Annotated in this window: 19 protein-coding genes; 5 read left to right on the top strand and 14 right to left on the bottom strand. The window is 67.3% G+C overall.

The window, feature by feature from the left end:
* The first annotated feature begins 2 nt into the window (after positions 1-2).
* The 5 genes from AB2385_RS06115 to AB2385_RS06095 are packed head-to-tail and all read left to right on the top strand — an operon-like array spanning position 3 to position 6310.
* Complete coding sequence (locus tag AB2385_RS06115; protein WP_367654065.1) at positions 3-851, top strand: carbohydrate ABC transporter permease; 849 nt, start codon at positions 3-5, stop codon at positions 849-851.
* Positions 852-864: 13 nt separating this feature from the next.
* Positions 865-1854, top strand: a complete 990-nt coding sequence (locus AB2385_RS06110) for an NAD-dependent epimerase/dehydratase family protein (RefSeq protein ID WP_367654064.1) — start codon at positions 865-867, stop codon at positions 1852-1854.
* A complete protein-coding gene (locus AB2385_RS06105) occupies positions 1847-3106 on the top strand; it encodes a M20 family metallopeptidase (protein WP_367654063.1) in 1260 nt (419 codons plus the stop codon). Before AB2385_RS06110 ends, AB2385_RS06105 begins: the two co-directional genes overlap by 8 nt.
* A 44-nt stretch (positions 3107-3150) precedes the next feature.
* Positions 3151-4065: a dihydrodipicolinate synthase family protein gene (locus AB2385_RS06100; protein WP_367654062.1), complete on the top strand. Its 915-nt coding sequence runs from the start codon at positions 3151-3153 to the stop codon at positions 4063-4065.
* A 28-nt stretch (positions 4066-4093) separates the two neighbouring features.
* On the top strand, positions 4094-6310 hold the full coding sequence (locus tag AB2385_RS06095; protein WP_367654061.1) for an FAD-dependent oxidoreductase: 2217 nt from the start codon (positions 4094-4096) through the stop codon (positions 6308-6310).
* Positions 6311-6358: 48 nt separating this feature from the next.
* Here the strand turns inward: AB2385_RS06095 and AB2385_RS06090 are convergent, their stop codons facing one another.
* The 14 genes from AB2385_RS06090 to AB2385_RS06025 all read right to left on the bottom strand — a co-directional run bounded on the left by AB2385_RS06090 (position 6359) and on the right by AB2385_RS06025 (position 22160).
* A complete protein-coding gene (locus AB2385_RS06090) occupies positions 6359-7864 on the bottom strand; it encodes a long-chain fatty acid--CoA ligase (RefSeq protein ID WP_367654060.1) in 1506 nt (501 codons plus the stop codon).
* Between the two features lie 63 nt (positions 7865-7927).
* Positions 7928-8632: an ABC transporter ATP-binding protein gene (locus AB2385_RS06085; protein ID WP_367654059.1), complete on the bottom strand. Its 705-nt coding sequence runs from the start codon at positions 8630-8632 to the stop codon at positions 7928-7930.
* Positions 8625-9410 carry an ABC transporter ATP-binding protein gene (locus AB2385_RS06080; protein WP_367654058.1) on the bottom strand — a complete coding sequence of 262 codons (786 nt, stop codon included), beginning with the start codon at positions 9408-9410 and terminating at the stop codon, positions 8625-8627. The genes AB2385_RS06085 and AB2385_RS06080 overlap by 8 nt, the downstream gene beginning before the upstream one ends.
* A complete protein-coding gene (locus AB2385_RS06075; protein ID WP_367654057.1) occupies positions 9411-10439 on the bottom strand; it encodes a branched-chain amino acid ABC transporter permease in 1029 nt (342 codons plus the stop codon). It lies immediately after the preceding gene.
* A 3-nt stretch (positions 10440-10442) separates the two neighbouring features.
* On the bottom strand, positions 10443-11312 hold the full coding sequence (locus AB2385_RS06070; protein ID WP_367654056.1) for a branched-chain amino acid ABC transporter permease: 870 nt from the start codon (positions 11310-11312) through the stop codon (positions 10443-10445).
* Between the two features lie 124 nt (positions 11313-11436).
* On the bottom strand, positions 11437-12723 hold the full coding sequence (locus tag AB2385_RS06065; protein WP_367654055.1) for an ABC transporter substrate-binding protein: 1287 nt from the start codon (positions 12721-12723) through the stop codon (positions 11437-11439).
* A gap of 52 nt (positions 12724-12775) precedes the next feature.
* The gene (locus tag AB2385_RS06060; protein WP_367654054.1) at positions 12776-13954 is read right to left on the bottom strand and encodes an acetyl-CoA C-acetyltransferase; all 1179 of its coding nucleotides are present in this window, start codon (positions 13952-13954) and stop codon (positions 12776-12778) included.
* A 21-nt stretch (positions 13955-13975) separates the two neighbouring features.
* Positions 13976-14716, bottom strand: coding sequence for a 3-oxoacyl-ACP reductase FabG (gene fabG, locus AB2385_RS06055; RefSeq protein WP_367654053.1), 741 nt, complete (start codon positions 14714-14716; stop codon positions 13976-13978).
* Positions 14717-14740: 24 nt separating this feature from the next.
* Positions 14741-14944 (bottom strand): hypothetical protein, encoded by a 204-nt coding sequence (locus AB2385_RS06050; protein ID WP_367654052.1) that lies wholly within the window; start codon positions 14942-14944, stop codon positions 14741-14743.
* Positions 14945-14960: 16 nt separating this feature from the next.
* Complete coding sequence (locus tag AB2385_RS06045) at positions 14961-15764, bottom strand: alpha/beta fold hydrolase (RefSeq protein ID WP_367654051.1); 804 nt, start codon at positions 15762-15764, stop codon at positions 14961-14963.
* A gap of 238 nt (positions 15765-16002) precedes the next feature.
* Entirely contained in the window at positions 16003-17055 is a 1053-nt protein-coding gene (locus AB2385_RS06040; RefSeq protein ID WP_367654050.1) for a 3-oxoacyl-ACP synthase, read from the bottom strand.
* A gap of 246 nt (positions 17056-17301) precedes the next feature.
* Positions 17302-17427 carry a hypothetical protein gene (locus AB2385_RS06035; protein WP_367654049.1) on the bottom strand — a complete coding sequence of 42 codons (126 nt, stop codon included), beginning with the start codon at positions 17425-17427 and terminating at the stop codon, positions 17302-17304.
* Between the two features lie 367 nt (positions 17428-17794).
* The gene (locus AB2385_RS06030; protein ID WP_367654048.1) at positions 17795-18568 is read right to left on the bottom strand and encodes an alpha/beta fold hydrolase; all 774 of its coding nucleotides are present in this window, start codon (positions 18566-18568) and stop codon (positions 17795-17797) included.
* Positions 18569-18917: 349 nt separating this feature from the next.
* Positions 18918-22160: a BTAD domain-containing putative transcriptional regulator gene (locus AB2385_RS06025; RefSeq protein WP_367654047.1), complete on the bottom strand. Its 3243-nt coding sequence runs from the start codon at positions 22158-22160 to the stop codon at positions 18918-18920.
* Positions 22161-22507: the final 347 nt, after the last annotated feature.

The following is a 22507-nucleotide window of genomic DNA, read 5'->3' as shown; positions in this document are numbered from 1 at the left end:
AGATGGTCAACGTGGTGCGACGGTTTATCTCATCCGGCTGGTCAACGACCGTCGTGGTGACCTTGTTTGCCCTGGTGCTGCTCTTTCCGCTGTACTGGATGTTCATGACTTCCGTCTTGCCGTCGGACGTGGTCCTTTCGCGCACACCGCCCCTCATTCCGCCGCTGTCCAAGATCAACTTCGATGCCTATGTGGTCGTGACGGCGCGCAAGCCGATCTTCCAGTGGTTCGCCAACTCGGCGGTGGTCACGGCCAGCGCCACGGTGGTCAGCATGTTCGTCTCGACCCTGGCGGGCTACAGCCTGTCACGGTTCCGCACTCGGGGTGGCCTGGCCATGGGCTACACGCTGCTGCTGAACCGCATGCTGCCGGGATCGCTGCTGGTCATTCCGCTGTACTTCATGTTTGCGCAGGCACGCCTGATCAACAACCCGATCTCCCTTGTGATCGCCAACGTGACGCATATCGTTCCGTTCGCGACATGGATGATGAAGGGATTCTTCGACAGCATCCCCGGGGAACTGGAAGAATCGGCGATGGTGGACGGCTGCACCCGTCTGCAGGCCATGCGGAAAGTCATCCTGCCCCTGACCCTACCCGGGCTGGCGGCCACGGGCATATACTCTGCGATCCTGGCCTGGAGCGAGTTCCTGTTCGCCCGCACTCTTATGACCGACCCCGCGCGGTGGACGATGACGGTCGGCACGGTGTCGTTCATCGGCGAGCACACGGTGAACTGGAGCAGCCTGATGGCATCCGGTGTGATTTCGGTGGCGCCGCTCCTGCTGGTGTTCCTGTTCCTCGAACCTTACCTCGTAAGCGGCATGACCTCGGGTTCAGTCAAGGGCTAAGGAGGCGCTGGACGTGAGAATCCTCGTCACAGGTTCTGCCGGGCGTGTCGGCCGGCATCTCGTCAGGGAACTCCAGAATCTGGGCCACGAAGTGATTGGGTTTGACGCCAAACCTTTGCAGCCTGAGCAGGTGGACTGCAAGTACGTCCAGGGCGCCCTGGAAGATCCCGAGGCGGTGGCCTGCGCTGCGGAGGGGGTCCAGGCGGTCATCCACATCGGTGCCCTCATGTCCTGGGTGCCGAGCGACGCCCGGCGGTTGTTCGCGGCCAACGTGGCGGGCACTTTCAACCTGCTTGAGGCCGTGGCGCCTCTGGGCCTGACGCGCTTCATCTTCGCCAGTTCCGGCGAGGTCTACCCCGAAGGAAACCCTGTCTATCTCCCGGTGGATGAGCACCATCCGACCAAGCCCACGTCTCACTACGGCATGACCAAACTGTTGGGCGAGCAGATGGTTTGGTTCTATGCCCGCAAGTATCGCATGCCAACGGTCGTGCTCCGGTTCCCCCACACGCAGGACGCCACGGAGTTGCTTGACCCCACGAGTTTCTTCTCCGGGCCGCGGTTCTTCCTGCGCAGCAAGATCCGCCAGCAGCGCATGTTCGGCAACACGGCGGCTCTGGCGGTACTGGAGCCGCTGGATGATGGCACGGAAAAGCTTCTGCTCTCGCGCGGAAGTGACGGCACGCCGTACCGCATGGGTATCGCCGACACCCGGGACGTGGTCCAGGGAGTCATCAAGGCGCTGGATTCCGAGAGGGCCCTGGGAGAGACCATCGCTCTGGGGCCGGACGAGCCTGTCCGGTTCGACCAGGCGCTGCCGCGCATGGCCGAACTGACCGGCCTGCCGTTGGTCGAAGCGCGGTTGCCGGGGAACGCAGTAAACTACAACACCTCGAACTTCAAGGCCAAGGAGCTGCTAGACTTCCGCCCGCGCTGGACCTTCGACGCCATGCTCGAGGAAGCGGCGGCAGCGTATAGAGCACGGGTGTCTCATCATGAGTAACAGCCACTTCGAACGCATCAGCCGGTGGGTGGATGAGCGCGCGGAGCACTTCGTCCAGCAGCTCGTCGACCTCCTGCGAATCGACACCACCAACCCGCCGGGTTCCGGTTACCCGGAGATGGTTGCGTACCTGGAAGAGCGGCTGCGCCGGTTCGGCCTGCATACCGAACGGGTCGAGGTGCCGGCGGAGCTGATCACCCCTCCGATGGAGGGGCCGCGCATCAACCTGGTGGCCCGGTACAACAACGGGAAACGGCCCCTTGGTGTGTATGCACACATGGATACGGTGCCCGTCGAGGGCGACTGGGATCACGACCCTTGGGGTGAAGTGAGCGAGGGGCGGATTTGGGGGCGCGGGGCGTCCGACCTGAAGTCCTCGATTGCCGCGTACCTGGGCGCGATGGAGGCCATCCACGCACTCGGCCTGGAGCCCACGTACGACGTGGTGGGCCTCATGTGTACAGATGAAGAGGTCAGCCATCCGAATGCCGGGGTACTGTACTTGGCCCGGCAGGGCTATGTGCCCCACGAACTGCTGTGCCTGGAGTCTGGGCAGGATCCCTTCCTGGTGGAAGGCTTCGTGGGAAACCTCACCTGGGAGGTTTCCGTCCGCGGCGTCGCCTGTCACTCGGGCAAGTCGTACGAGGGGGTTAACGCCCTGGAGCAGGCCTTTCCCATCCTGCAGGAGTTGCTGGAGCTGAAACGCGTCGTGGAGCAGCGGGAGTCCCGGTATGGGCGGGAGCCGTCCAAGCGCGCCCCGTCGACCCGCCGTACGCCGCGGCTTAACCTGAACGTGATCCGGTCAAACGGCAAGCACAACATGATTCCGAGCCTGTGCGTCATCTCCGGGGACCGGCGCTACATCCCGGAGGAGAACGTTGAGGAGGTCGAGGCCGAGCTGCGCGCAGCGGTGGAGCGGGCACGCAGCCGAATCCCTGAGGCCAGGGTGGAACTGCAGATCAAGCGGGGGTACCCCCCGATGACCGTGGACATCGACGGTCCTGTCGCCCAGAAGATGAAGCAGGTTCTGAAACTGGGGCAGGGTTACAAGGATGAGGACTTCTGCCGCTTCATCAGCTTCGGTTCCTCCGACATGGCACTGCTGCAACAGTTGACCGGGTCGGACCAGATGGCCATCTTCGGCGTGGGACGCGACGGGGAAGGCAACTTCCATGCGCCGAATGAAAACGTTCGCATCAGCGACCTCCTGGCGCTGATCAAGGAGCTGACGTATTACTTTACGACCCCATGACCTGGTTCAGGTACCGAGTAAAGGAACCCACGGGAGGCCGACTGATGAAATCGTTGCGGGGCGTGTTCCCGATCTTGGCCATCCCCTTTGATCGGAACGGCGCTGTTGACGAGATGAGCCTGCGGCGCCTGGTTCGCTTTGAGCTTGACGCAGGCGTCGACGGCCTGGGCTTGTTCGGGATGGCCAGCGAAGTGTATGCACTCAGTGACGCGGAACGGGACCGGGTGGCCTCAATCGTAATGGAAGAGGTCGGCTCGAAAGTTCCGGTGATCATGGGCAGCGGTTCTACGGGCATCGAGCCGGCCGTGGCCCTGTCGAAGAAGATGGAGAGGGCGGGGGCTGCCTGCCTGATGGTGGTGCCGCCTTATTGGATGAAGCCGGACCCCGCCCAGGCGGAAGCGTACTTCACCGCGGTGGCCGCTGCCGTTGACATTCCCATCCAGATCCAGGACGCGCCAAACGCGACCGGCGTGACGCTGCCGACAGCTACACTGGTCAAGCTTGCTCGCGAGGTTGACAACATCCAGTACGTAAAGGTAGAGACCAATCCCAGCCTTCCGAAGATCACCGAGATCATCCACCAGTCTGAGGGCCGGCTGGCGGTCTTCGGCGGCGGCAATGGGGTCTACATGTACGAGGAGCTGAATCGGGGAGCAGTGGGCACCATGCCTTCCTGCGAGTTCCCCGACGTCTGCGTTCGGATCTGGCGGGCGTTGCAGGCCGGAGATGGCGCCACCGCGCGGCGGGAGTTTGTTCGCCACCTGCCCCTGATGCGGTATGGAACGCAGCCGGGCATTGCGATGGCTATCCACAAAGAGATCCTTCGGATGGGCGGGATCTTCGAAACGGCTACGGTGCGGATTCCCAATCGGGACATCGACGAAACCACCAGGCAGGAGCTGAAGGAACTGATTGCCGACATGGACCTTCTGGCTCTTCGCTGGAAGCAACGATCCTAGCGGTTCTGGCTCTGTCGGGGGTGACACCGTGGAAGAGGTACTCGCTGACGTAATCGTCGTGGGTGGTGGCATGGCCGGCGTCTGCGCCGCACTTGCGGCGGCCCGGCACGGGGTGCAGGTCGCCCTGGTCACTGACCGTCCGGTGCTGGGCGGAAACGCCAGCTCTGAGATCCGTGTGTGGGTCATGGGGGCCATGGGCGGCCGGAACGTCCGCTATGGGCGCGAAGGTGGGATTCTTGAGGAGCTTCTGCTGGAGAACCGCTGGCGCAACCAGGACGGCAACGCACACGTATGGGACACCGTGCTGCTCGATGCGGTGGCCAAGGAGCCCAACCTGAAAGTCTTCTTCAACACCCTGGTTCATGACGTCGAGATGGAGCCAGGCAGTGAGAAGGCCATTCGGGCGGTGGTCGGGCGCCAGAACATGACGGAACGGTCCTTCCGCTTCACCGGGAAGATCTTCGTGGACGCCTCGGGCGACGGCACCGTGGGGGCTCTGGCGGGCGCTGACTGGACCATGGGGCGGGAGTCCCGGGACCAGTACGGCGAGACCTGGGCGCCGGAACAGGCCGACAATCTCACCATGGGCAGTACGATCATGTTCAACACCCGGGATGCAGGCTATCCGGTGACGTTCCGCCCCCCGGCCTTTGCCCGCCGGTTCACGGACGGGACTGCGCCGAAAATTGTGCAGCGGGTGAACCCTGCCGAAAGCCGGTGCCTGTGGTGGTGGATCGAGTATGGTGGTCACCTGAACACGATCCACGATTCCGAGGAGATCCGGCAGGAGCTGCTGGCCATCGTCTACGGGGTGTGGGACTACATCAAGAACAGCGGGAAGTTCCCCGGCGTCGAGAACCTCCAACTGGAGTGGGTCGCCAGCATTCCCGGAAAGCGCGAGTCCAGGCGCTTCCTGGGCGATTACGTGCTGGTTGAGCAAGACATTGTCGAGCAGCGAATGCACCCGGATCGGGTCGCATATGGCGGCTGGTCGATTGATATCCACCCGCCCACGGGGTTTTACGACGACATCGGCGAGGGATCCCGGCACTGGCATACGGACGGTCCCTACACGATTCCGTTCCGATGCTACTACTCCCGCAATGTGAGGAACCTGATGTTTGCAGGACGCTGCATCAGCGTGAGCCATGTCGCCCTTGGCACTGCGAGAGTGCAGGGAACCTGTGCCGTAGGGGGGCAGGCGGTCGGAACCGCGGCGGCCCTGGCCGTCAAGTATGGCACCACACCGCGCGGGGTTGCACAGCATCACATCAAGGAGCTCCAGCAGTTGCTCCTGCGCGATGCGCAGTGGGTGGTGGGGGTTCGCAACGAGGACCCGGAGGACCTGGCCCGGTCTGCGACCTCCATTCAGGCCTCGAGCACCCGGGACCTGCTTATGGCCGAGCCCTTGGGCGAGCGGCCTCTCGCTGAGGATCACTACCTGCGCCTGCCGCTTTCCAGGCGGCTGGACGCTGTGGACCTGCTGGTTCGCGCAGACCGGGAGACCACCCTGCGGGTGGAACTGTGGCGGGGGAACAGGCCTGAGAACTACCTGCCCAAGCGCTTCGACCGGGCAGTCTCCGTGCAGGTGCCCGGCGGGGAGCACTGGATTCGGGTCGACTGCGGCGGTTTCGAGCCAGGTCCGGACGGCGGCGTGTACCTGTGGCTGAAGCCGAATCCGGAGATCCGGTTAGTCACCGGCCGCACGAAACTCACCGGCGTTCTGTTCGCACGGCTGGCCGGCAACCACGAGAGCGGGTACGAGGGCAACTGGAACGGGGACTCGTTCTGGCCGTGGGTCCGGGATGGAATCCCGTGCTTCCGGGTCAGTCCCGCCCAGGTGATTTACGACCCGGCCAACGTGGTGAACGGGTACTCGCGTCCGTACGGCGGCGCCAACAGCTGGCTCTCGGAGGATGGGCAGCACCAGTGGCTCCAGTTGAACTGGGCGGAGCCTGTGCAGGTGGGGAGGGTGGAGATCCAGTTCAACTCCGACCCGAACCGCCAGTACAACAACCTGGTCCCCACCGGACACGACGCGATTCCGGAGATCGTGCGCGATTATCGGATCCTGGTCCGGGTCGGCGGGGAGTGGGTCGAAGTTGCGGCTGTGTCCGGGAACTACCAGCGGCTGAACCGGATCACCTTCCCCGCGGTAAAGACGGACGCCCTCCGCATCGAAACGTTGGCCACCTGGGGCTGGCCGGCGGTGGAGATCTTCGAGGTCAGGGCCTACCCGACTTGAAGTATGGCAAAGCGGAACCTCGCTCCCGAGGTCCCGCTTTCCCATACCCTACTTCAGTTCCCGCTTCAATATCTTCCCCGCCGCACTCTTCGGCAGTTCCGTCCGGAACTCCACCTGCTTCGGGATCTTGTACTTCGCCAGCAACCCCCGGCAGTGCTCGATGAGCTCCTCCGCCGTGAGGCTCATGCCGGGCTTCAGCACCACATACGCCTTGCCCACCTCGCCCCACTTCGGGTCCGGGACGCCCACCACGGCGCACTCCGCCACGGCGGGGTGCTGGTAGATCGCGTCCTCCACCTCCAGCGGGTAGACGTTCTCACCGCCCGAGATGAACATCTCCTTCTTCCGGCCCACGATGTAGTAGAAGCCCTCGTCGTCCTGCCGGGCCAGGTCGCCGGTGTGGAGCCAGCCGTCCTGCAGCGCCTCCGCCGTCGCCTCCGGGTTCCGCCAGTAGCCCGAGAAGACGTGACCGCCCTTCACCAGCAGCTCGCCCACCTCGTTGGGCCCGCAGAGGTGGCCGTCCTCCGCCACGATGCGCAGCTGGATGTGGGGGAGGGGGAAGCCTACGGAGCCGGGCTTCTCCCACGAACGGTGGTCAGGCATGCCGAAGGTGTTCGGGCCCGCCTCGGTGAGGCCGTAGCCGATCTTGAACTGGCAGCCCTTCGCCCGGTAGGCCAGCTGCACCGGCTCCGGGCAGGCGGCGCCGCCCGAGATGAGGAAGCGCACCCGGCTGAAGTCGGTCTCGGCGAACTTGGGATGGTCCATGACCATCTTGAACATCGTCGGCACCATGAAGATGACCGTGAGCCGTTCGTTGGTCACGACATCCAGGAGCTCGCCCGGGTCGAAGGGGCCCATCAGGATCGAGCAGGCCCCCAGCTCCACCAGCGGCGTGGTGAAGACGTTCAGGCCGCCGGTGTGGAAGAACGGCGTGAGGATGGGCACCCGGTCATCGGGCGAGAGCGTCCAGCCCGAGATGGTGTTCCAGGCGTTCCAGAGCACCGCCCGGTGGCTCAGCACCGCACCCTTGGACTTGCCGGTGGTGCCGCCGGTGTAGAGGATCATCCAGGGGTCTTCCAGATCAAGGTCGGGCATCGGCGGGTTGGACTCCGGGTACTGGCTGAAGTCCACCTCCGCCAGCCCCACCGAGTTCGGCGGCTTCAGCTCGGCCGTCGTCTCCTTGAAGTGGGGGCCGTAGAAGAAGAGCTTCGGGTCGGTGTCGGCCACCAGGGGCCGCAGTTCCGCCACCGTGAGCCGCCAGTTGTAGGGAACGAAGATGGCCCCAAGCTTGCCGCAGGCGAAGAGCAGGTTCAGCATCTCGAGGCAGTTCTGCGAGAGCACGGCGACCCGGTCGCCCTTGCGCACGCCCTTCTGGTAGAGGAAGTGGGCCATCTGGTTGGCCATGCGGTTCCACTGGTCGTACGTGAGCCGCAGCGGCTGGCCCCCCGGATTCCCGAGCCCGGTCCGCTGCGCACCCGGCATCACCACCAGACCCTCCCTAAAGGGAGTGTGGATGGCCCGACGCCCCAGCCAGTCGCCGACTGTGTTCAGCATGGGATATTGCCTCCTTCAGGTGGCACGGGGTTCCGACTGGTTGAATCTGACCGAGAATCAGAGCTACCCCCCGAGATACGCCCGCTTCACCTCGGGGTTCTGGCGCAGCTCGCCCGCGGGGCCGGAGAGCACCAGCCGTCCGGTCTCGAGGATGTAGGCGTGGTGCGCCACCTGCAGGGCCAGGTTGGCGTTCTGCTCCACCAGCAGCACCGACATGCCCTCGGCGTTCACCTGGCGGATGGTGGCGAAGATCTCCCGCACCACCAGGGGCGCCAGGCCCAGCGAGGGTTCGTCCAGGAGCAGCAGCTTCGGCCGGGCCATCAGCGCACGGCCGATGGCCAGCATCTGCTGCTCGCCGCCCGAGAGCGTGCCCGCCTCCTGGCCGTAACGTTCTTTCAGACGGGGGAAGAGGGTGAGCACCCACTCCAGGTCCCGCCGCACGCCGGCGGCGTCCTTCCGGGCGAAGGCGCCCATGCGCAGGTTCTCCGCCACGCTGAGCTGGGTGAAGACCTGCCGCCCCTCCGGCGCCATCGAGATCCCCAGCGGCACGATGGCCTCCGGCGCCAGGCGGGCGAGGTCGTGCCCGTCAAAGGTCACGGTGCCGGCGGTGGGGCGGAGCAGCCCCGTCACGACCTTCAGCGTAGACGACTTGCCCGCGCCGTTGGCGCCGAGCAGGGTCACGATCTTTCCGTCCGGCACCTCCAGGGAGAGGTCGGTGAGGGCCCGGATCTTGCCGTAGGCGGCGCTGACGTGCTCCAGCTTAAGCATTGGCCGCACCCTCCTCCTCGCCCAGGTAGGCCCGGATCACCGCCGGGTCGGACTGCACCTCGGCCGGGGTGCCCTCGGCGATCTTCTTGCCGAAGTCCATCACCGTGATCCGCTCGCAGATGCGCATCACCAGGCTCATGTCGTGCTCCACCAGGAGCACCGTGGCCTTGTACCGGTCCCGCACCTGCCGGATGAGCTCCGCCAGCTCCTGCGTCTCCTGCGGGTTCATGCCCGCGGCCGGCTCGTCCAGGAGCAGGAGCCGCGGCTGCGAAACCAGCGCCCGGCCGAACTCCACCCGCTTCTGGATGCCGTAGGGGAGGAACTGCGGGTAGGCGTCCTTGTAGGCGGCGATGCCGAGGAAGTCGAGCACCTCCAGGGCCCGCTCCTGGGCCTCCTGCTCCTCCCGCCGGACGGCGGGCACGAGGTTGCCCAGCGCCGAGGCGATCAGCCCGTAGCGGAAGCGGCTGTGCTGGCCGACCAGGAGGTTGCCCAGCACCGTGAGGCCGCGGAACAGCTCCACGTTTTGGAAGGTCCGGGCGATGCCGTGCCGGATCACGTCGTGCGGAGCCACGCGCAGCAGGTCCTTCCCGGCGAAGACGATGCGGCCTTCCGCCGGGTCGTAGAAGCGGCTGATGAGGTTGAAGACGGTGGACTTGCCGGCCCCGTTGGGGCCGATGAGGCCGTGGATGCTGCCTTCCTCCACCGAGAGGTCCAGCCGGTCCACGGCGACGATGCCGCCGAAGCGCATCGTCACCTGCTTCAGCTCCAGCAGCGCCACCTACTTCACCTCCCCGGCGGCGGCAGGGCGCTGGCGCCCGGCCCACCAGTGCTTGAGCTTCCGCCACAGGTCCACCAGCCCCAGGGGCAGGTAGAGCACGACCAGGACCAGGATGACGCCCGTCAGCACCTGATTCAGGTTCTTGAAGACGTTCATGAGGAACGGGGAGTGGTCGAAGGCTCCCGAGCGCTGCAGGGCCAGGGAGATCTTCTCCACCACCTTGGGCAGGAGAGACATGAACAGCGAGCCCACGATCGAGCCCGGCACCGAGGCCAGGCCGCCCAGGACGATGATGGTGAACAGCTCCATCGACAGCCCCAGGTTGAAGTCGTGGGGGGCGATGTAGTTCATCATGTGGGCCCAGAGGCTGCCGGCGATGCCGGCGTAGAAGGCGGAGAGGGCGAAGGCCGTGGTCTTGTACTGGGCCAGGCTGATGCCCATCGCCTGCGCCGCCACGCTGCTGTCCCGGAGGGCGATGAAGGCCCGCCCGGTGCGCCGCTTGGCGATGTTCAGGGCCGCCCAGGTGAGGATGGCCAGAGCGATCAGGATCAGGTAGTAGTAGGGGCGGTCCTCCTTGAAGTAGAGGCCGTAGAGGTAGGGGGCGGCGGGCTTCACGCCGGTCCAGCCACCCGAGAGCCCCTTCCAGATGTTCAGGATCTGGGGCACGGCCACGCCGAAGCCCAGCGTGGCGATGGCCAGGTAGTGGCCCTGCAGCCGAAGGGCCGGGAAGCCCAGGGCGTAGCCCACGGCGGCGCTGATGAGGCCCGCCAGCGGCAGGGCGCCCCAGAACGGAATGCCGACCAGGGCCGTGAGCCCGTAGCTGCTGAAGGCGCCGATGGCGATGAAGGCCGCGTGGCCGATGGAGATCTGCCCGGCGAAGCCGGTGAGCAGGTTGAGGCCGATGGCCGCGATGGCCAGGATCAGGGCCCGGTTGAGCAGGAGGACCAGCCACGACCACTCGTCAGGCAGCGCGTAGGGTAGCGCCAGCAGGGCCGCGACGCCCAGGAGGGTGAGCAGCTTCTTGCCCATGGGCTACACCTTCTTTCGCTGGACGGTCCCCATCAGGCCGGTGGGCTTGATCACGAGCACCAGCACGATGAGGCCGAAAGCAAAGGGGGTTTTCAGCTGCGGGACGAACTGGCCGACCACGTTCTCCAGCACGCCGAGCGTGAGGCCGCCCACCACGGCGCCGGGGAGGGAGGTGAAGCCGCCCAGGACCGCGGCGGTAAAGGCCTTGATCTGCATCTCGGACATCATGTTGATGTCCAGGTTCGTCACCGGAGCGATCAGGATGCCGGCCGTGGCCGCCAGGACGCCGCCCAGGCCCCACGTCAGCGAGAGGATGCGGTCCGTGGGGATGCCCATCAGGCGGGCCGCCACCCGGTTTTCCGCCACCGCCCGCATGGCGACGCCCAGCTTGGTGAACCGGAACAGGAGGAAGAAGCCGGTCATGACCACGAGGCTGACGACGAAGTTGACCAGGTCCGGCAGGGTGATGACGAGGCTTCCGAGCATGATGGGGCTCCCGCTGACCGCCGTCGGGAACGCCTTGGCCTGATAGCCCCAGATCCAGCCGGCCACGCCGTTGATGATCTGCATGAGCCCCAGCGTCGCGATCAGCACGCTGATGAGGGGAGCATGGGCCAGCGGGCGGAGGACCACCCGCTCGATGGCCGCACCCATCAGGAAGGCAAAGGCCAGGGCCAGGACGAAGGCGCCCCAGTACGGGAGGCCGGCGGTCTTCAGCAGGGTGAACATGATGAAGGTGCCGAACATGGCCATCTCGCCCTGGGCGAAATTGACCACGTCGGTTGTCTTGAAGATCAGCACCAGGCCCAGGGCGGCCAGGGCGTAGAGCGAACCCGTGGCGAGGCCGCTGATGATCTGCTGGGCGAGGATCACAGAATCGCCCTCCTATACCGGGGGAGGGAGGGGGGAGGCCCCGCCTCCCTCCCCGGCCTGCGTCTCTGTCCGGGATCGGTTGCGGTGCAAGGGGCCGCAGCGACCGCAGCCGTTGGGCCTGCGGCTACCGCAGGCGGTACGGCTCCTGGTTCACCTGCACCATCACGATGTTGCCGTCCTGCTCGACGACCTTGTTCAGGTAGAAGGCCTTGACGCCCGCCCGCTCGCCGGGGCCGTAGGTGAGGTTCTTGGCCATGATGCCGCTCCAGTCGTTCAGGTTCTCGAGCGCCTGGATGAAGCTCTCGTAGGTGAGGTCGGGGCCGGCGTCCTCGAGGCCCTTCACCAGCAGCTCGGCGGCGATGAAGCCGGCGGTGCCGTAGGCGTCAGGCAGCTCGCCGTTGTTGTACTTACCGTAGATCTCCCAGAACTTCTGGATGTTGGGGTCGTTCGGGTCGGCCACCGGCACCCAGCCGCCGGCGTAGAGGCCGACCGCCGCCTCGCCCGCCAGGGCCGGCACGTTCACCGGGTCGGCGTTCACGTAGGAGGTGATGGGCACGGCGGTGACGCCCTGCTTGTACATCTCCTTCACGATGCCGATGGTCTCGGCCAGCGTGGTCATGATCACGACGCCCTCGGCGCCCTTCTGCTTCAGGTTCAGCACCGGGGTGGTGAAGTCGACCGACCCGGCGTCGTGCGGGGCGTCGTAGACCAGCTCAGCCCCGAGCTCGCCGATGTAGTCCTTCACGCCCTTGAGGCCCTGCTCGCCCATGTCGCTGTTCTGCCAGAGCACGGCGATCTTCTTCAGGCCGAGCTCGTCCACCAGGTACTGGGTGAGGATCTTCGCCTCGTCGTAGTTGTTGGGCTGGACGGCGAAGATGTTCTCCTGCGGCGGGTGGGCGGTCTGCTCCACGCCGGTCATCGGGTAGATGACGGGGATCTTCTTCTCCACGAAGTAGTCGTAGCTGGCCATGAAGCCGGCGGTGCCCAGGATGGGGGCCAGGGCGAAGACCTTGTCCGACTCCACCAGCTGCTTCGCGGCCGCCAGCGCCTTGGCGCCGTCGAACTGGTCGTCGATGATGTTCACGATGTCGATCTTGCGGCCGTGCACGCCGCCCTGGTCGTTCACGTACTTGATGTAGGCTTCGAAGCCCTTACGCACCGAGATGCCGATGGGAGCCACGGGGCCGGACTGGGCGGCGAAGCCGCCGACCTTGACGGTGGTGTCGGTGACGCCCTGGACCTCGCGCTTGGGCTGCGTGGTCTCGGACTGCCCGGCCGACTGCCCCGAGCTCTGGCTGGAGGTCTGGCCGGAGGTCTGGGCCGGCGACTCGGTCTCAGGCGGCGCCGAGCAGCCGACGATGAGGGCCAGGGACAGCGTGCAGGCGAGGAGCGCAGCGAACCAACGTCTCACGTCTCTTTCCCCCTATCCTTGATGTAGTGGAAGGTGAGTGAAGGCGGACTGGTCAGGCCCGCTCGACCACCATGGCGATGCCCTGGCCGCCGCCGATGCAGAGAGTCGCCAGTCCGTAGTGGCTCTGCCGCTTCTGCATTTCGTAGAGCAGCGTCACCAGGATGCGGGCGCCGGAGGCCCCTACGGGATGGCCCAGGGCGATGGCGCCGCCGTTGACGTTCACCCGGTTCGGGTCCAGCTCAAGCCCGCGGAGCACGGCCACCGCCTGGGCCGCGAAGGCCTCATTGGCCTCGATCAGGTCCAGCTGGTCGACGGTGAGACCGGCTCGCGCCAGGGCCTTCCGGGTAGCCGGGATGGGGCCGGTGCCCATGATGCGGGGCTCCACGCCGGCGGTGGCGTAGCTGCGGATGACGGCCATGGGCTTGAGCCCCAGGGAGGCCGCCTTCTCGGCCGACATCACCACCACCGCCGCGGCGCCGTCGTTGATGCCGGAGGCGTTGCCGGCCGTGACGGTACCGCCCTCCTTGAAGGCCGGGCGGAGCTTGGCCAGCACCTCCACCGTGGTGCCGAACCGCGGGTGCTCGTCGGTGTCGACCACCGTGTCGCCCTTGCGCCCGTGCACGACCACCGGGACGATCTCATCCTTGAACCGGCCGGACTTGATGGCCGCTTCGGCCTTCTGCTGGGAGGCGGCGGCGAAGGCGTCCTGGTCCTCCCGGGTGATGCCGAACTGCTCGGCGATGTTCTCGGCCGTGAGGCCCATGTGGACGTGCTCCCAGCCGCAGGTGAGGGCGTCTTCAATCATCGAGTCCACCAGCTGGCCGTGGCCCATCCGGTAGCCGAACCGGGCCCGGGGCACCAGGTAGGGCGCGCTCGACATCGACTCCTGGCCGCCGGCCACCACCACGTCCGCGTCGCCGACCATGATCGCCTGGGCGGCCAGCGCCACCGCCTTCAGGCCGGAGCCGCAGACCTTGTTCACGGCCGTCACCGGCACCGTGTAGGGGATGCCGGCCTTCAGGCTGGCAATGCGGGCGGGGTGCTGCCCCTCGCCGGCCTCCAGCACCTGGCCGATGATGACCTCGTCCACCTGGTCGCCCGTAATGCCGGCCCGGCGCAGCACCTCGGCGATGACGACGGTGCCGAGCTCGTGCCCCTTGAGGGTGGACAGCGACCCGCCGAAGCTGCCGATGGGGGTGCGGGCGGCCGCCACGATCACTGCTTCACGCATGCGTCTGCACCTCCCCGGGGGCTACATGTAGACGCCGCCGTTGCAGTCGAGCACGGCGCCGGTCATGTAGTGGGCCCGCGGCGAGGCCAGCACGCCGACCCAGTAGGCGATGTCCTCGGGCTTGGCCCAGTAGCCCACGGGGATCCCGGCCGTGATCTTGGCCTTCTGCTCCTCGGGGTAGCCCATCATCATGTCGGTCATGATGTAGCCCGGCGCCAGGGCGTTGACGGTGACGCCGTGGCGCGCCATCTCGATGGCCACCTCCTTGGTGAGGCCGATCACGCCGGCCTTGGAGGCGGCGTAGTACGGGGTGCCGAAGACGCCGGTGCGGCCCACGTAAGAGGCGATGTTGATCACGCGGCCCCACTTGCGCTCCCGCATGGCGGGGGTGAACGCCTTGAGGCAGTTGAAGGTGCCGGTGAGGTTCACGTCGATCACGAAGTCCCAGTCGGCCTTCTTCGACTTCTTCATGGTCCCGTCACGGTTCACGCCAGCGTTGTTGACCAGGATGTCGACCTGGCCGACCTCGGCGGCCATCCGGTTCACCTGCTCCTCGTCGTTGACGAAGGCGGGGTAGAAGCGGGCCTTCACACCCAGCGCCTCCACCGCGGCGACCGTTTCCGCTGCGACCTCTGCCATGTTGGGAACGTCATTCACGATCACGTCTGCGCCCCGGGAAGCCAACTCCAGGGCGATGGCCCGCCCCAGGCCCCGGGCTGCCCCTGTGACCAGGGCGACCTTGCCGGTAAGTTCCCGTTCCATCTTCAGTTCACACCTCTGCTTTCGTTACTCGCCCTCCGACTGGCGGGAGAGCTGTAGGCAGTGCTCCATGAAGGCCAGTGCCTCCTCCAGGCGGAGGCAGCGCATCTCCTGACCGGTCTGCACGTGGCGCACCAGGACCCTGAGCGGCGGACCGGTCTGGCCCGGTTCGGCCCCCTCCACGCGGAGGAGGCGAACCACGAACGAGGCGATCAGCGGCTGTTCCGTCACGATGCTCTGCCTCCGATCACGCCAGGAGCGCCTGGCGCAGGAAGTCCGCGGCGACCTGCGAAAACTCGTCGACGTGCTCGAGGAACATGCAGTGGCCGGCCTGTTTCAGCACGACGACCTGGCTGCCGGCGATGCGTTCCTGCAGGGCCCGGCTGTAGCTGAGGGGGGTGAGCACGTCCTCGTCGCCGGTCATGAGGAGGGTGGGGCAGGTGATGTTGCGGGCCTGCTCCAGCACGTCGTGTTCCATCGCACCCCGGATGAGGTGGATCACGGCGTGAGCCGGCAGGGCGGTGCCCTTCTCCCTCCAGGGCTTCAGCGCCTCGTAGTGGTTGTTCAGGAACGAGGCGCCCCAGATCCAGGCGACGGAGACGTCAAACCGCAGCGGGCCGCCGCCGACTTCCATGGCCCGGAGCCAGGAGTTCAGCTTCACCTGCATCGCCGTGTCGGCCACGCCGTAGCCGTTGGCCAGCACCAGGGCCGAGACCCGTTCGGGCCAGCGGGCTGCGAAGCTGAGGGCCACGCAGGCGCCGCTGGAGACCCCGAGGAGGGCGGCCTTCTCGATGCCCAGGCCGTCCAGCAGCCCCTTCAGGTCGTCGGCGTGAAGCCTGGGCGTGTAGGGGCCCTCGTCGGGCTTCTCGCTGAGCCCCTGGCCGCGGCAGTCGTAGGTCAGCACGCGGAAGTGGGGCGTGAGGTGGGGCAGGTGGCCGTTCCAGCTGCTCAGGTCGGTGAGCAGGCCGTTGATGAGGACCAGGACCGGCCCGTCCATCCGGCCCTGCCACCGGTAGTGGAGCGTGATCCCGTTGGCGTGAATCTCAGGCATGAGCTCGCCTCCCAATCTCGGGCGGTTGCGCCCGCAGATGCTCGGTCAGACCGGGGGCGATGTTGTCCCCGGGGGTCTGCTCTTCCAGTCCGGGTGGAAGTTCTGGCCTGGCGGTCGCTCGCCTGGGCCGAGTGTGCCGGTCTCGCAGGGGCGTGCCCGGGCCCAGGTCCCGATGCGGGGTCCGCCCGGCCCATGCTCCCCCTGTCGGCCCTCGCCTGTCCCCCCGAGCCGATGGGGTTCACCGGGCGGCCTGCTTCCGCGCCCGCGTGGCCCCGATCGGCCCCCACTCGATGGCGGTGGCACCCCAGGCGTAGCCGACGCCGGCGCTGACCCCCACCACCAGGTCGCCGTCCTTGATGAGCCCCCGCTCGAGGGCGAGGTGGATGGAGAGGATCTGGTCGATCTGGCCGATGTGGCCGTACTCCTCCAGGTAAATCGCCCGGTCGACCGAGATGCCGAGCTGCTCGATGAGGCCTTTGTGGGCGGAGCGCTTCATGTGGAGGATCGCGAGGTAGTCGATGTCGCTGGTCCGGTAGCCGCCCCGGGCACAGACCCGGCTGACCACCTCGACCCAGCGCTGGGTCGACACGGCGTTGAGCCGGGCCTTCATGTAGTCCACGTCGAACACGTCCAGCTGGTAGAGCGAGTCGTCGTGGTTGTGGAGGCCGGCCAGGGTACCGCCTCCGCGGACGCCCACCGTCTCCGAAAGCGAGCCGTCCACGATGATGTCCGAGCCCACCACCCGGTTGCGGCCGTAGTTCTTCTTGAGGAGCATGGCGCCGCCGCCGGCGCCGAGGTTGTACATGAACGAGACTCGGGGGTTGGCGTAGTTGATGTAGTCCACGTTCCGGTAGCCGCCGGCCAGGAGCACGGTGTTGACCCGCTCGTCGCTCAGCATCAGGGCCTGCGCCAGCTTCATGCCCAGCACCCAGGTGCCGCAACGCAGCTGGGTGTCAAACGCCCAGGCGTTGGTGGCGCCCACGGCGTGCGCCGTCTTGATGCCGGCCGTCCAGAGCAGGTACTCCTTGTACTCCTCGCCGATGTAGATCACCAGGTCGATGGTGGCCGGGTCGATGCCCGCCCGTTCGATGCACTGCCGGGCGGCCCGGATGCCCATGGCCGCCGTGCCGTCCTCGGGGCCGGGGATGGGCTTGCGCAGAATGCCCATCTTCTGCTTCACCACATCCAGCGGCACCCCAGACCTGGCGGCGATCTCCTCCGCGGTCATGTAGTGCTCCGGGATGTAGATGCCGGTGCTCACCACACCGACGTGGGGCTGAGTCGTGGTCATGGGCTGCACCTCACAGTGAGCGCATGTTGTGGCTGGTGGGAAATATCGTGTCTGCGGTTTCAACGTAGAGGGCCTCAGTAACCGTGCAGTTACACGGGAGTCACCAAAACGAATGAGGGTCTGCTCCTCCGTTCGGATGAGCAGACCCTCATTCGCAGGTGGGGGTTGTGGGCGGGCCGGGCGCCGGATGCAGGGAGGCCACGCGTGAGGCCCCCGCGCAGGGCGTCCATGGCCTGCCCGTCCGGCTTACCGGATGGGTACGCGGCACTGGCAGTCTTCGTCCGGCCCGTACACCCGGACCTTGTCGCCGGCGGCGGTGCCCTCCGCCAGTTTCAGGTCGATGCGCTGGGAGCGTTCTTCCTGGAGGACCAACCCCCCCTGTCGATGTCCTTCACATCGTTCAGGCGGACGCGGGAGAATGCGGTGGTGGCGGGGGGCGCCTGCACGCGGGGTGGAGGGCGTGGCTCAAATCGTTTCCGTTCGGGCCAGGGAGCAGGGGGCCGGGGTGCCCGGGGACGACTGCACAGTCTCAACGGGAGGGGGGTGGAACGGCCGCGACACGGGTTCGATAGGTCTGCAGGGCCGGGTCGGCGCCCTTGATGGGATGGTTGAGACGAGGGCGCCCGTCCATTCGCGAGGTCTGGATGGGAAGTGGCTGGAACGGCCCTGTGCCCTTCTTCTTCCCGGTAGATCATGAGGAGCACCCTTCCGCAGGATGCTCCTCCCGTACTTCATGCAGTTAGATCCCGAAGAACTTCACCAGCCGCTTCGCCAGCCGCTCGGGCGCCTCCACCGGGGCGGAGTGGCCGACCTCCGGCCACAGCTCCAGCTGGGCGCCGGGGATCTGATCCCGGGTGCGCTCCATCATGTCGAGCGTCACCAGCCCGTCCTTCTGGCCGTAGATGATGAGGGTCGGTGCCCGCAGCCCGGCCACCTGCTCCACCAGGTTCATCACGTCCAGGGCCCGCCCGTTGGGAATCAGCGCGCCGGCGGACTTCTGAACCGACTCCTCCATCACCCTCTGGTAGAACTCGTCCTTCGGGGCGGTGGGCATCATCAGGGCGAGGGCGGCCTTGAGCAGCTCGGGCATCTTCACCGCGGCCTCCAGCTGCACGTACCGCTCCGGCGGGGTGACCAGCCCTTCGGCCGGCGCCGAGTTGATCAGCACCAGGCGCTCCACCAGGTCAGGGTGCGCGACAGCCAGCTGCATCGCGACCCCGCCGCCCAGCGAGTGCCCCACCACGAAACAGCGCTGGACGCCCACGGCCTGCGTGAACTGGTAGATGTCCTCGGCCAGGTCGGCGATGGACCACGGGGGCGCCGGCTTGTCGCTGTCGCCGCAGCCGCGGAGGTCGGGGGCGAGCATGCGCACGTTCTCGGGCAGGTGCGCCATCACCCGCTCCCACCAGAGGGACGATGCGGTGTTGCCGTGAATCAGCAGGATCGTCTTTCCGCCCTGACCACGTTCCCGGTAGAAGATGCGGAGGCCGTTCGGAAGCGATACCGTAGGCATGTGAATCCCTCCCATCGACGGGATGTCATCTGCGAGCGCGAAAAGGCGGCGTCGCGGGTCACCGGGGCGAGTTCCTGGCTGCGGTGACGATCTGCCGGAGATGGGTAGGGTCGGCCAGACACCGGCAACATCACCATCTGTGTGGCCAGATGGGTCGGTGAGGGCTACCGGATGCAAAGCCGCAACGCGGCGCCACACGGCGAGTAGAGCTGCCACCCGGTGCCACACAGGGCTCCGCTCACGGGGCCTTCCGCCGCGGACAGGCCGGCCCGGGCCACACGTGCGACCAGGCTGTTGGTGTTGATTCTGACAAAACGTTGTTACACGGGAGTCACCAACTGCAAGGCGATTACGCGTCGTCTTGCGCGGCCTGGCGCGCGGCGCTCCTCCGAATTCGTTCATACAGGCGGGTAGTGCTCGCCATCGGACTCACGCCCAGCTCGTCCCGCAGGTTCTGCACGCACTTCTCGTACGTCCGCAGGGCCATCGCCCGGTTGCCGAGCCGGAAGTGGCTGTGCATCAGCAGCCGGTAGGCCTCCTCCCAGCAGTGGTCGCAGGCGAGAATCTGCTCACACAGCCGCACGCAGCGTTCGTACCAGCCGCGGCGCGCGGCGTCCTGGGCCAGCCACTCCAGGGCCCGCAGGTAGAGCACCTGCAGCCGCTCCCGCTCCTCCGAGCACCAGTCCTCGTACCGCAGCTCCGCCAGGAACTCACCGTGGTAGAGCTCCACAGCCTGGTTCAGGGCGTCGCGGGCCTGCTCCTCCTGCCGCCGCTCCCCGAGTGCAAGACCTTCGCTCGCCAGCCGTTCGAACTCGTCGGCGTCCAGCCAGTAGCCGGAGTGCGGGTTGAGCCCGTACGCCTGGCCCTCCCGCAGGATGTAGAAGGAGCTTGCCCGGGCCGGCCGGTCCGGTTCGAGGGCGGAAAGCAGCACGTTGAGGGCAACGCGGAAGTCCCGCTGCGCGGTCTCAGGGTCGGACTCCGGCCACAGCAGGTCCAGGATCTGCTCCCGCTGCAGCAGCTTCCCCCGGTAGGTGACGAAGAGCTGGAGCAGCTGGCGGGCCTTCTCCCGCCGCCACTCGCGGCGGGTGATCTCCTGCCGTCCCCGCCAGGCCTGGAAGTTGCCCAGGGTCCTGATCCGGAGGGTGTAGCCGGGATGGTGTTCCGGGTCGGTCATCCCCATCTCGGCGAGGAGCCGGGTGGCGTAGGCGGGCTGGATGCCGCGCCGGCGCGCCTCGTGCAAGAGCGGCACCAGCGCCTGCGGGTCCTCCGGTCCGAAAAGGGTCCGGCGGGTGAAGAGGTAGTTGTAGCCGTGTTCATGCGCCGCGGCGAGGGCGGACTCCATCGAGGCGGCAAAGCCGGCCCAGTCTCGCTGCCGGTGGGCCAGCAGCGCCTGCCAGACCCGGGCCAGGGCGAGGCCGTACGGATCGCCGGTCGCGGCGAACTCCTTCTCGGCTTCCCGCAGGTACCCCGCCGCCTCGGTGCGCCCGAGGGCGGCGGCGGAGGAGCCCAGGCTGAGGAGCGCGTAGCCGTGGAACCACTGGTCGCAGGCCGCGCGGGCGATCCGGGCCGACTCCAGGCCGTAATGCTCCGCCTGCGCCCAGTTGCCGGCCCGGTGGCCGTAGAACAGGGCGAGGCCGGCCAGCGGCTCTGCCTTGCCGCGGGTGACGTTGATCTCGTCCATCAGGGCGATGGCGGCCTGGTACTCCGCGGCCACTGCCTCGTCCGGGGCGTGGGGGTCCAGCTGCAGGGCGTGTGCGCGGCGCATCAGGCCGACGCCTTCCACGAAGGGCGAGCGCTTCTCCTTGCCCAGGCGGATGCCCTCCTCGGCCCCGGTGAGGGTGAGCCGCTGGTCGCCCATGAGGGCGGCGATATACGAGATGAGCAGCGGGACCTCCCGGTGGGCGCGGCTCGCGCCGGCCAGCCCCTGCTTGGAGAGCCGCTCCAGGATGCGCATCGCCTCGGCCAGCCGGCCCGTGCGCAGGAGGGCGCGGACCTCCAGGAGGTCGTCGACCGGTCCGCCGGCGCTGGCGGCCGCCATGCTGGCGAAGCGGGCGGCGTAGTCGGGCCGTCCACGGTTGGTCTCGTTTTCGGCCAGCAGGGTCATCAGGTCGGCCCGCTCGTGATCGGTGAGGGCGTGGGCGAGGCGCTGCGCCTCGGCCAGCACGTCGTCGGCCTTGCCGGGGGAGATGGTGTCGAGGTAGACCCGGGCCTCGCCCATCAGGGCAAGGCACCGCCCGCGGTCGTCGCCCAGCACCGCGTACTTCTCCGCGGCCTGGCCGTAATAGGCCAGGGCATCGTCGAAGCGGCTGGTGAGTCGGGCGACGTCGCCGCAGCGGAGGAGCAGCTCGGGGAAGCGGCTGAAGGTATCCTGCGGAAGGCGCGCCAGGAAGCCGCCCAGCGCCTCCACCCGACCGGCGTTGATCATCGCATCGGCGGCCCTGAGGATGGCGCCGGCCGCCTGGTCGAACTCGCCCACCTCCGCGAAGTGGTTGGCCGCCGTCTCGGGGCTGTCTGCGGCCAGGTAGTACTGGGCGGCGGCCAGGTGGTTAGCCCGCCATGCCTCCGGATCTTGCTGGGCCTGCTCCCGCAGGAACTGGTGGAAGAGCTGGTGGTAGCGGAACTCGCCGTCGCCCACCGCCTGGGTGAAGAGGCCGTTCTCCTCCAGCGCCGCCAGCACCCGCTCGCTGCCGGTTTCGCCGGTCAGATGGTCGCAGGCGCGCGGCTGGAGCCGCTCCTGCACGCAGGTGGTCAGCAGAAAGCGGCGGACGAAGGGGCGCTGCCGGTCCAGCACCTCGTGGGCGAGGTAGTCGAAGAGGGTGTCGAGGTTCTTGGGTGTCCCCTCCCAGAAGTCCTGAAGGGTGGAGCCCTTCCGCAGCCCCTGCCAGGCCAGCTGCAGGGCGATGATCCAGCCCTCGGTGCGCTCGGCCAGGGCGACGGTCTGCTCGCTGGTGAGGCTGATGCCGTACTGGTCCAGGAAGAGCTCTTCCACCTCGGCAGGGGTGAAGGCCAGGTCCTTCTCCGTCACTTCCACCACGTCGGCCAGGGCCCGCCACCGCGGCAGGCCGGCGAGCGGCGGGCGGCGGCGGGTGGCGAGAGCCAGGTGGACGTGCTGGGGCATGTGCTCGATGAACTGCTCGACCAAGGCCACGATCTGGGGGTTCTCGTCCACGTTGTGGAAGTCGTCCAGGACGATCAGGAGTTCCTGCCCGGCATGCCCGTGCAGGTCCGCGGTCAGGGCGTCCACCACCTGCGTCCAGGGCCGGTTGGGCCCGCCGCCCGACTCCAGCAGCTGGGTGGCGCGCCCGCTCAGCCCGGGAACCGCAGCCTTCAGGGCGTGGATCAGGTGGAGGAGGAAGGGAAAGGGGTGCTGGTCGTCGGTCGACACGGTGTACCAGACGTACCGGCACGGCGCCGAGGCCAGGAAGGAGACCAGGGCCGTGGTCTTGCCGTACCCGGGTCCGGCCTGCACGATGGTGAGCGGCACGTCCAGGGCTTCCAGCAGCCGTTCCTGAAGGCGCGGGCGGACCAGGGTGTGCCGACGGAGCCGGGGCGGCAACAACTTGGACTTGAGCACCTGCTCGCCGGCCGACATGCTCCCACCCCCCTGGGAGGACTCGCTGACGCTGACTTACACTTCAACTCTGGAAAGTGCATCTCCTCCAGCCGGGAGGGGGCGCGTCCCGCCGTCCCGGGACGGGGCGCAGCGGGACGGACGGCACGATCGCCCCGTCTGGCACGTGCGTCAGAGCGCTTCTGGCGGCGCAGGCCGGCGACCGTCCCACCGCCAACCTGCTGGCCGGGATCCTGACCGCCGTCGCCGGCTTCTCCATGTGGTACGGGCTTCGCTTCCGCAAGAGGGGGTTGGACTGACCTCCGGATACCGTCCAACATGGCTTCCTGCCGCTGCGTTGGATACGCAATCACGACCGGCATGCAGCT

This window comes from Symbiobacterium sp., from assembly GCF_040797425.1.
Taxonomy (GTDB): domain Bacteria; phylum Bacillota; class Sulfobacillia; order Symbiobacteriales; family Symbiobacteriaceae; genus Symbiobacterium.
This window is presented reverse-complemented; position numbering and strand designations above follow the sequence as displayed.

What these genes read in the sequence shown, in the direction of transcription:
- AB2385_RS06115 (WP_367654065.1), top strand. Translation starts at nt 3, where the DNA reads ATGGTCAACGTGGTGCGACGGTTTATCTCATCCGGCTGGTCAACGACC.
- AB2385_RS06105 (WP_367654063.1), top strand. Translation starts at nt 1,847, where the DNA reads ATGAGTAACAGCCACTTCGAACGCATCAGCCGGTGGGTGGATGAGCGC.
- AB2385_RS06100 (WP_367654062.1), top strand. Translation starts at nt 3,151, where the DNA reads ATGAAATCGTTGCGGGGCGTGTTCCCGATCTTGGCCATCCCCTTTGAT.
- AB2385_RS06090 (WP_367654060.1), bottom strand. Translation starts at nt 7,864, where the DNA reads ATGCTGAACACAGTCGGCGACTGGCTGGGGCGTCGGGCCATCCACACT.
- AB2385_RS06085 (WP_367654059.1), bottom strand. Translation starts at nt 8,632, where the DNA reads ATGCTTAAGCTGGAGCACGTCAGCGCCGCCTACGGCAAGATCCGGGCC.
- AB2385_RS06075 (WP_367654057.1), bottom strand. Translation starts at nt 10,439, where the DNA reads ATGGGCAAGAAGCTGCTCACCCTCCTGGGCGTCGCGGCCCTGCTGGCG.
- AB2385_RS06060 (WP_367654054.1), bottom strand. Translation starts at nt 13,954, where the DNA reads ATGCGTGAAGCAGTGATCGTGGCGGCCGCCCGCACCCCCATCGGCAGC.
- fabG (WP_367654053.1), bottom strand. Translation starts at nt 14,716, where the DNA reads ATGGAACGGGAACTTACCGGCAAGGTCGCCCTGGTCACAGGGGCAGCC.
- AB2385_RS06045 (WP_367654051.1), bottom strand. Translation starts at nt 15,764, where the DNA reads ATGCCTGAGATTCACGCCAACGGGATCACGCTCCACTACCGGTGGCAG.
- AB2385_RS06040 (WP_367654050.1), bottom strand. Translation starts at nt 17,055, where the DNA reads ATGACCACGACTCAGCCCCACGTCGGTGTGGTGAGCACCGGCATCTAC.
- AB2385_RS06030 (WP_367654048.1), bottom strand. Translation starts at nt 18,568, where the DNA reads ATGCCTACGGTATCGCTTCCGAACGGCCTCCGCATCTTCTACCGGGAA.
- AB2385_RS06025 (WP_367654047.1), bottom strand. Translation starts at nt 22,160, where the DNA reads ATGTCGGCCGGCGAGCAGGTGCTCAAGTCCAAGTTGTTGCCGCCCCGG.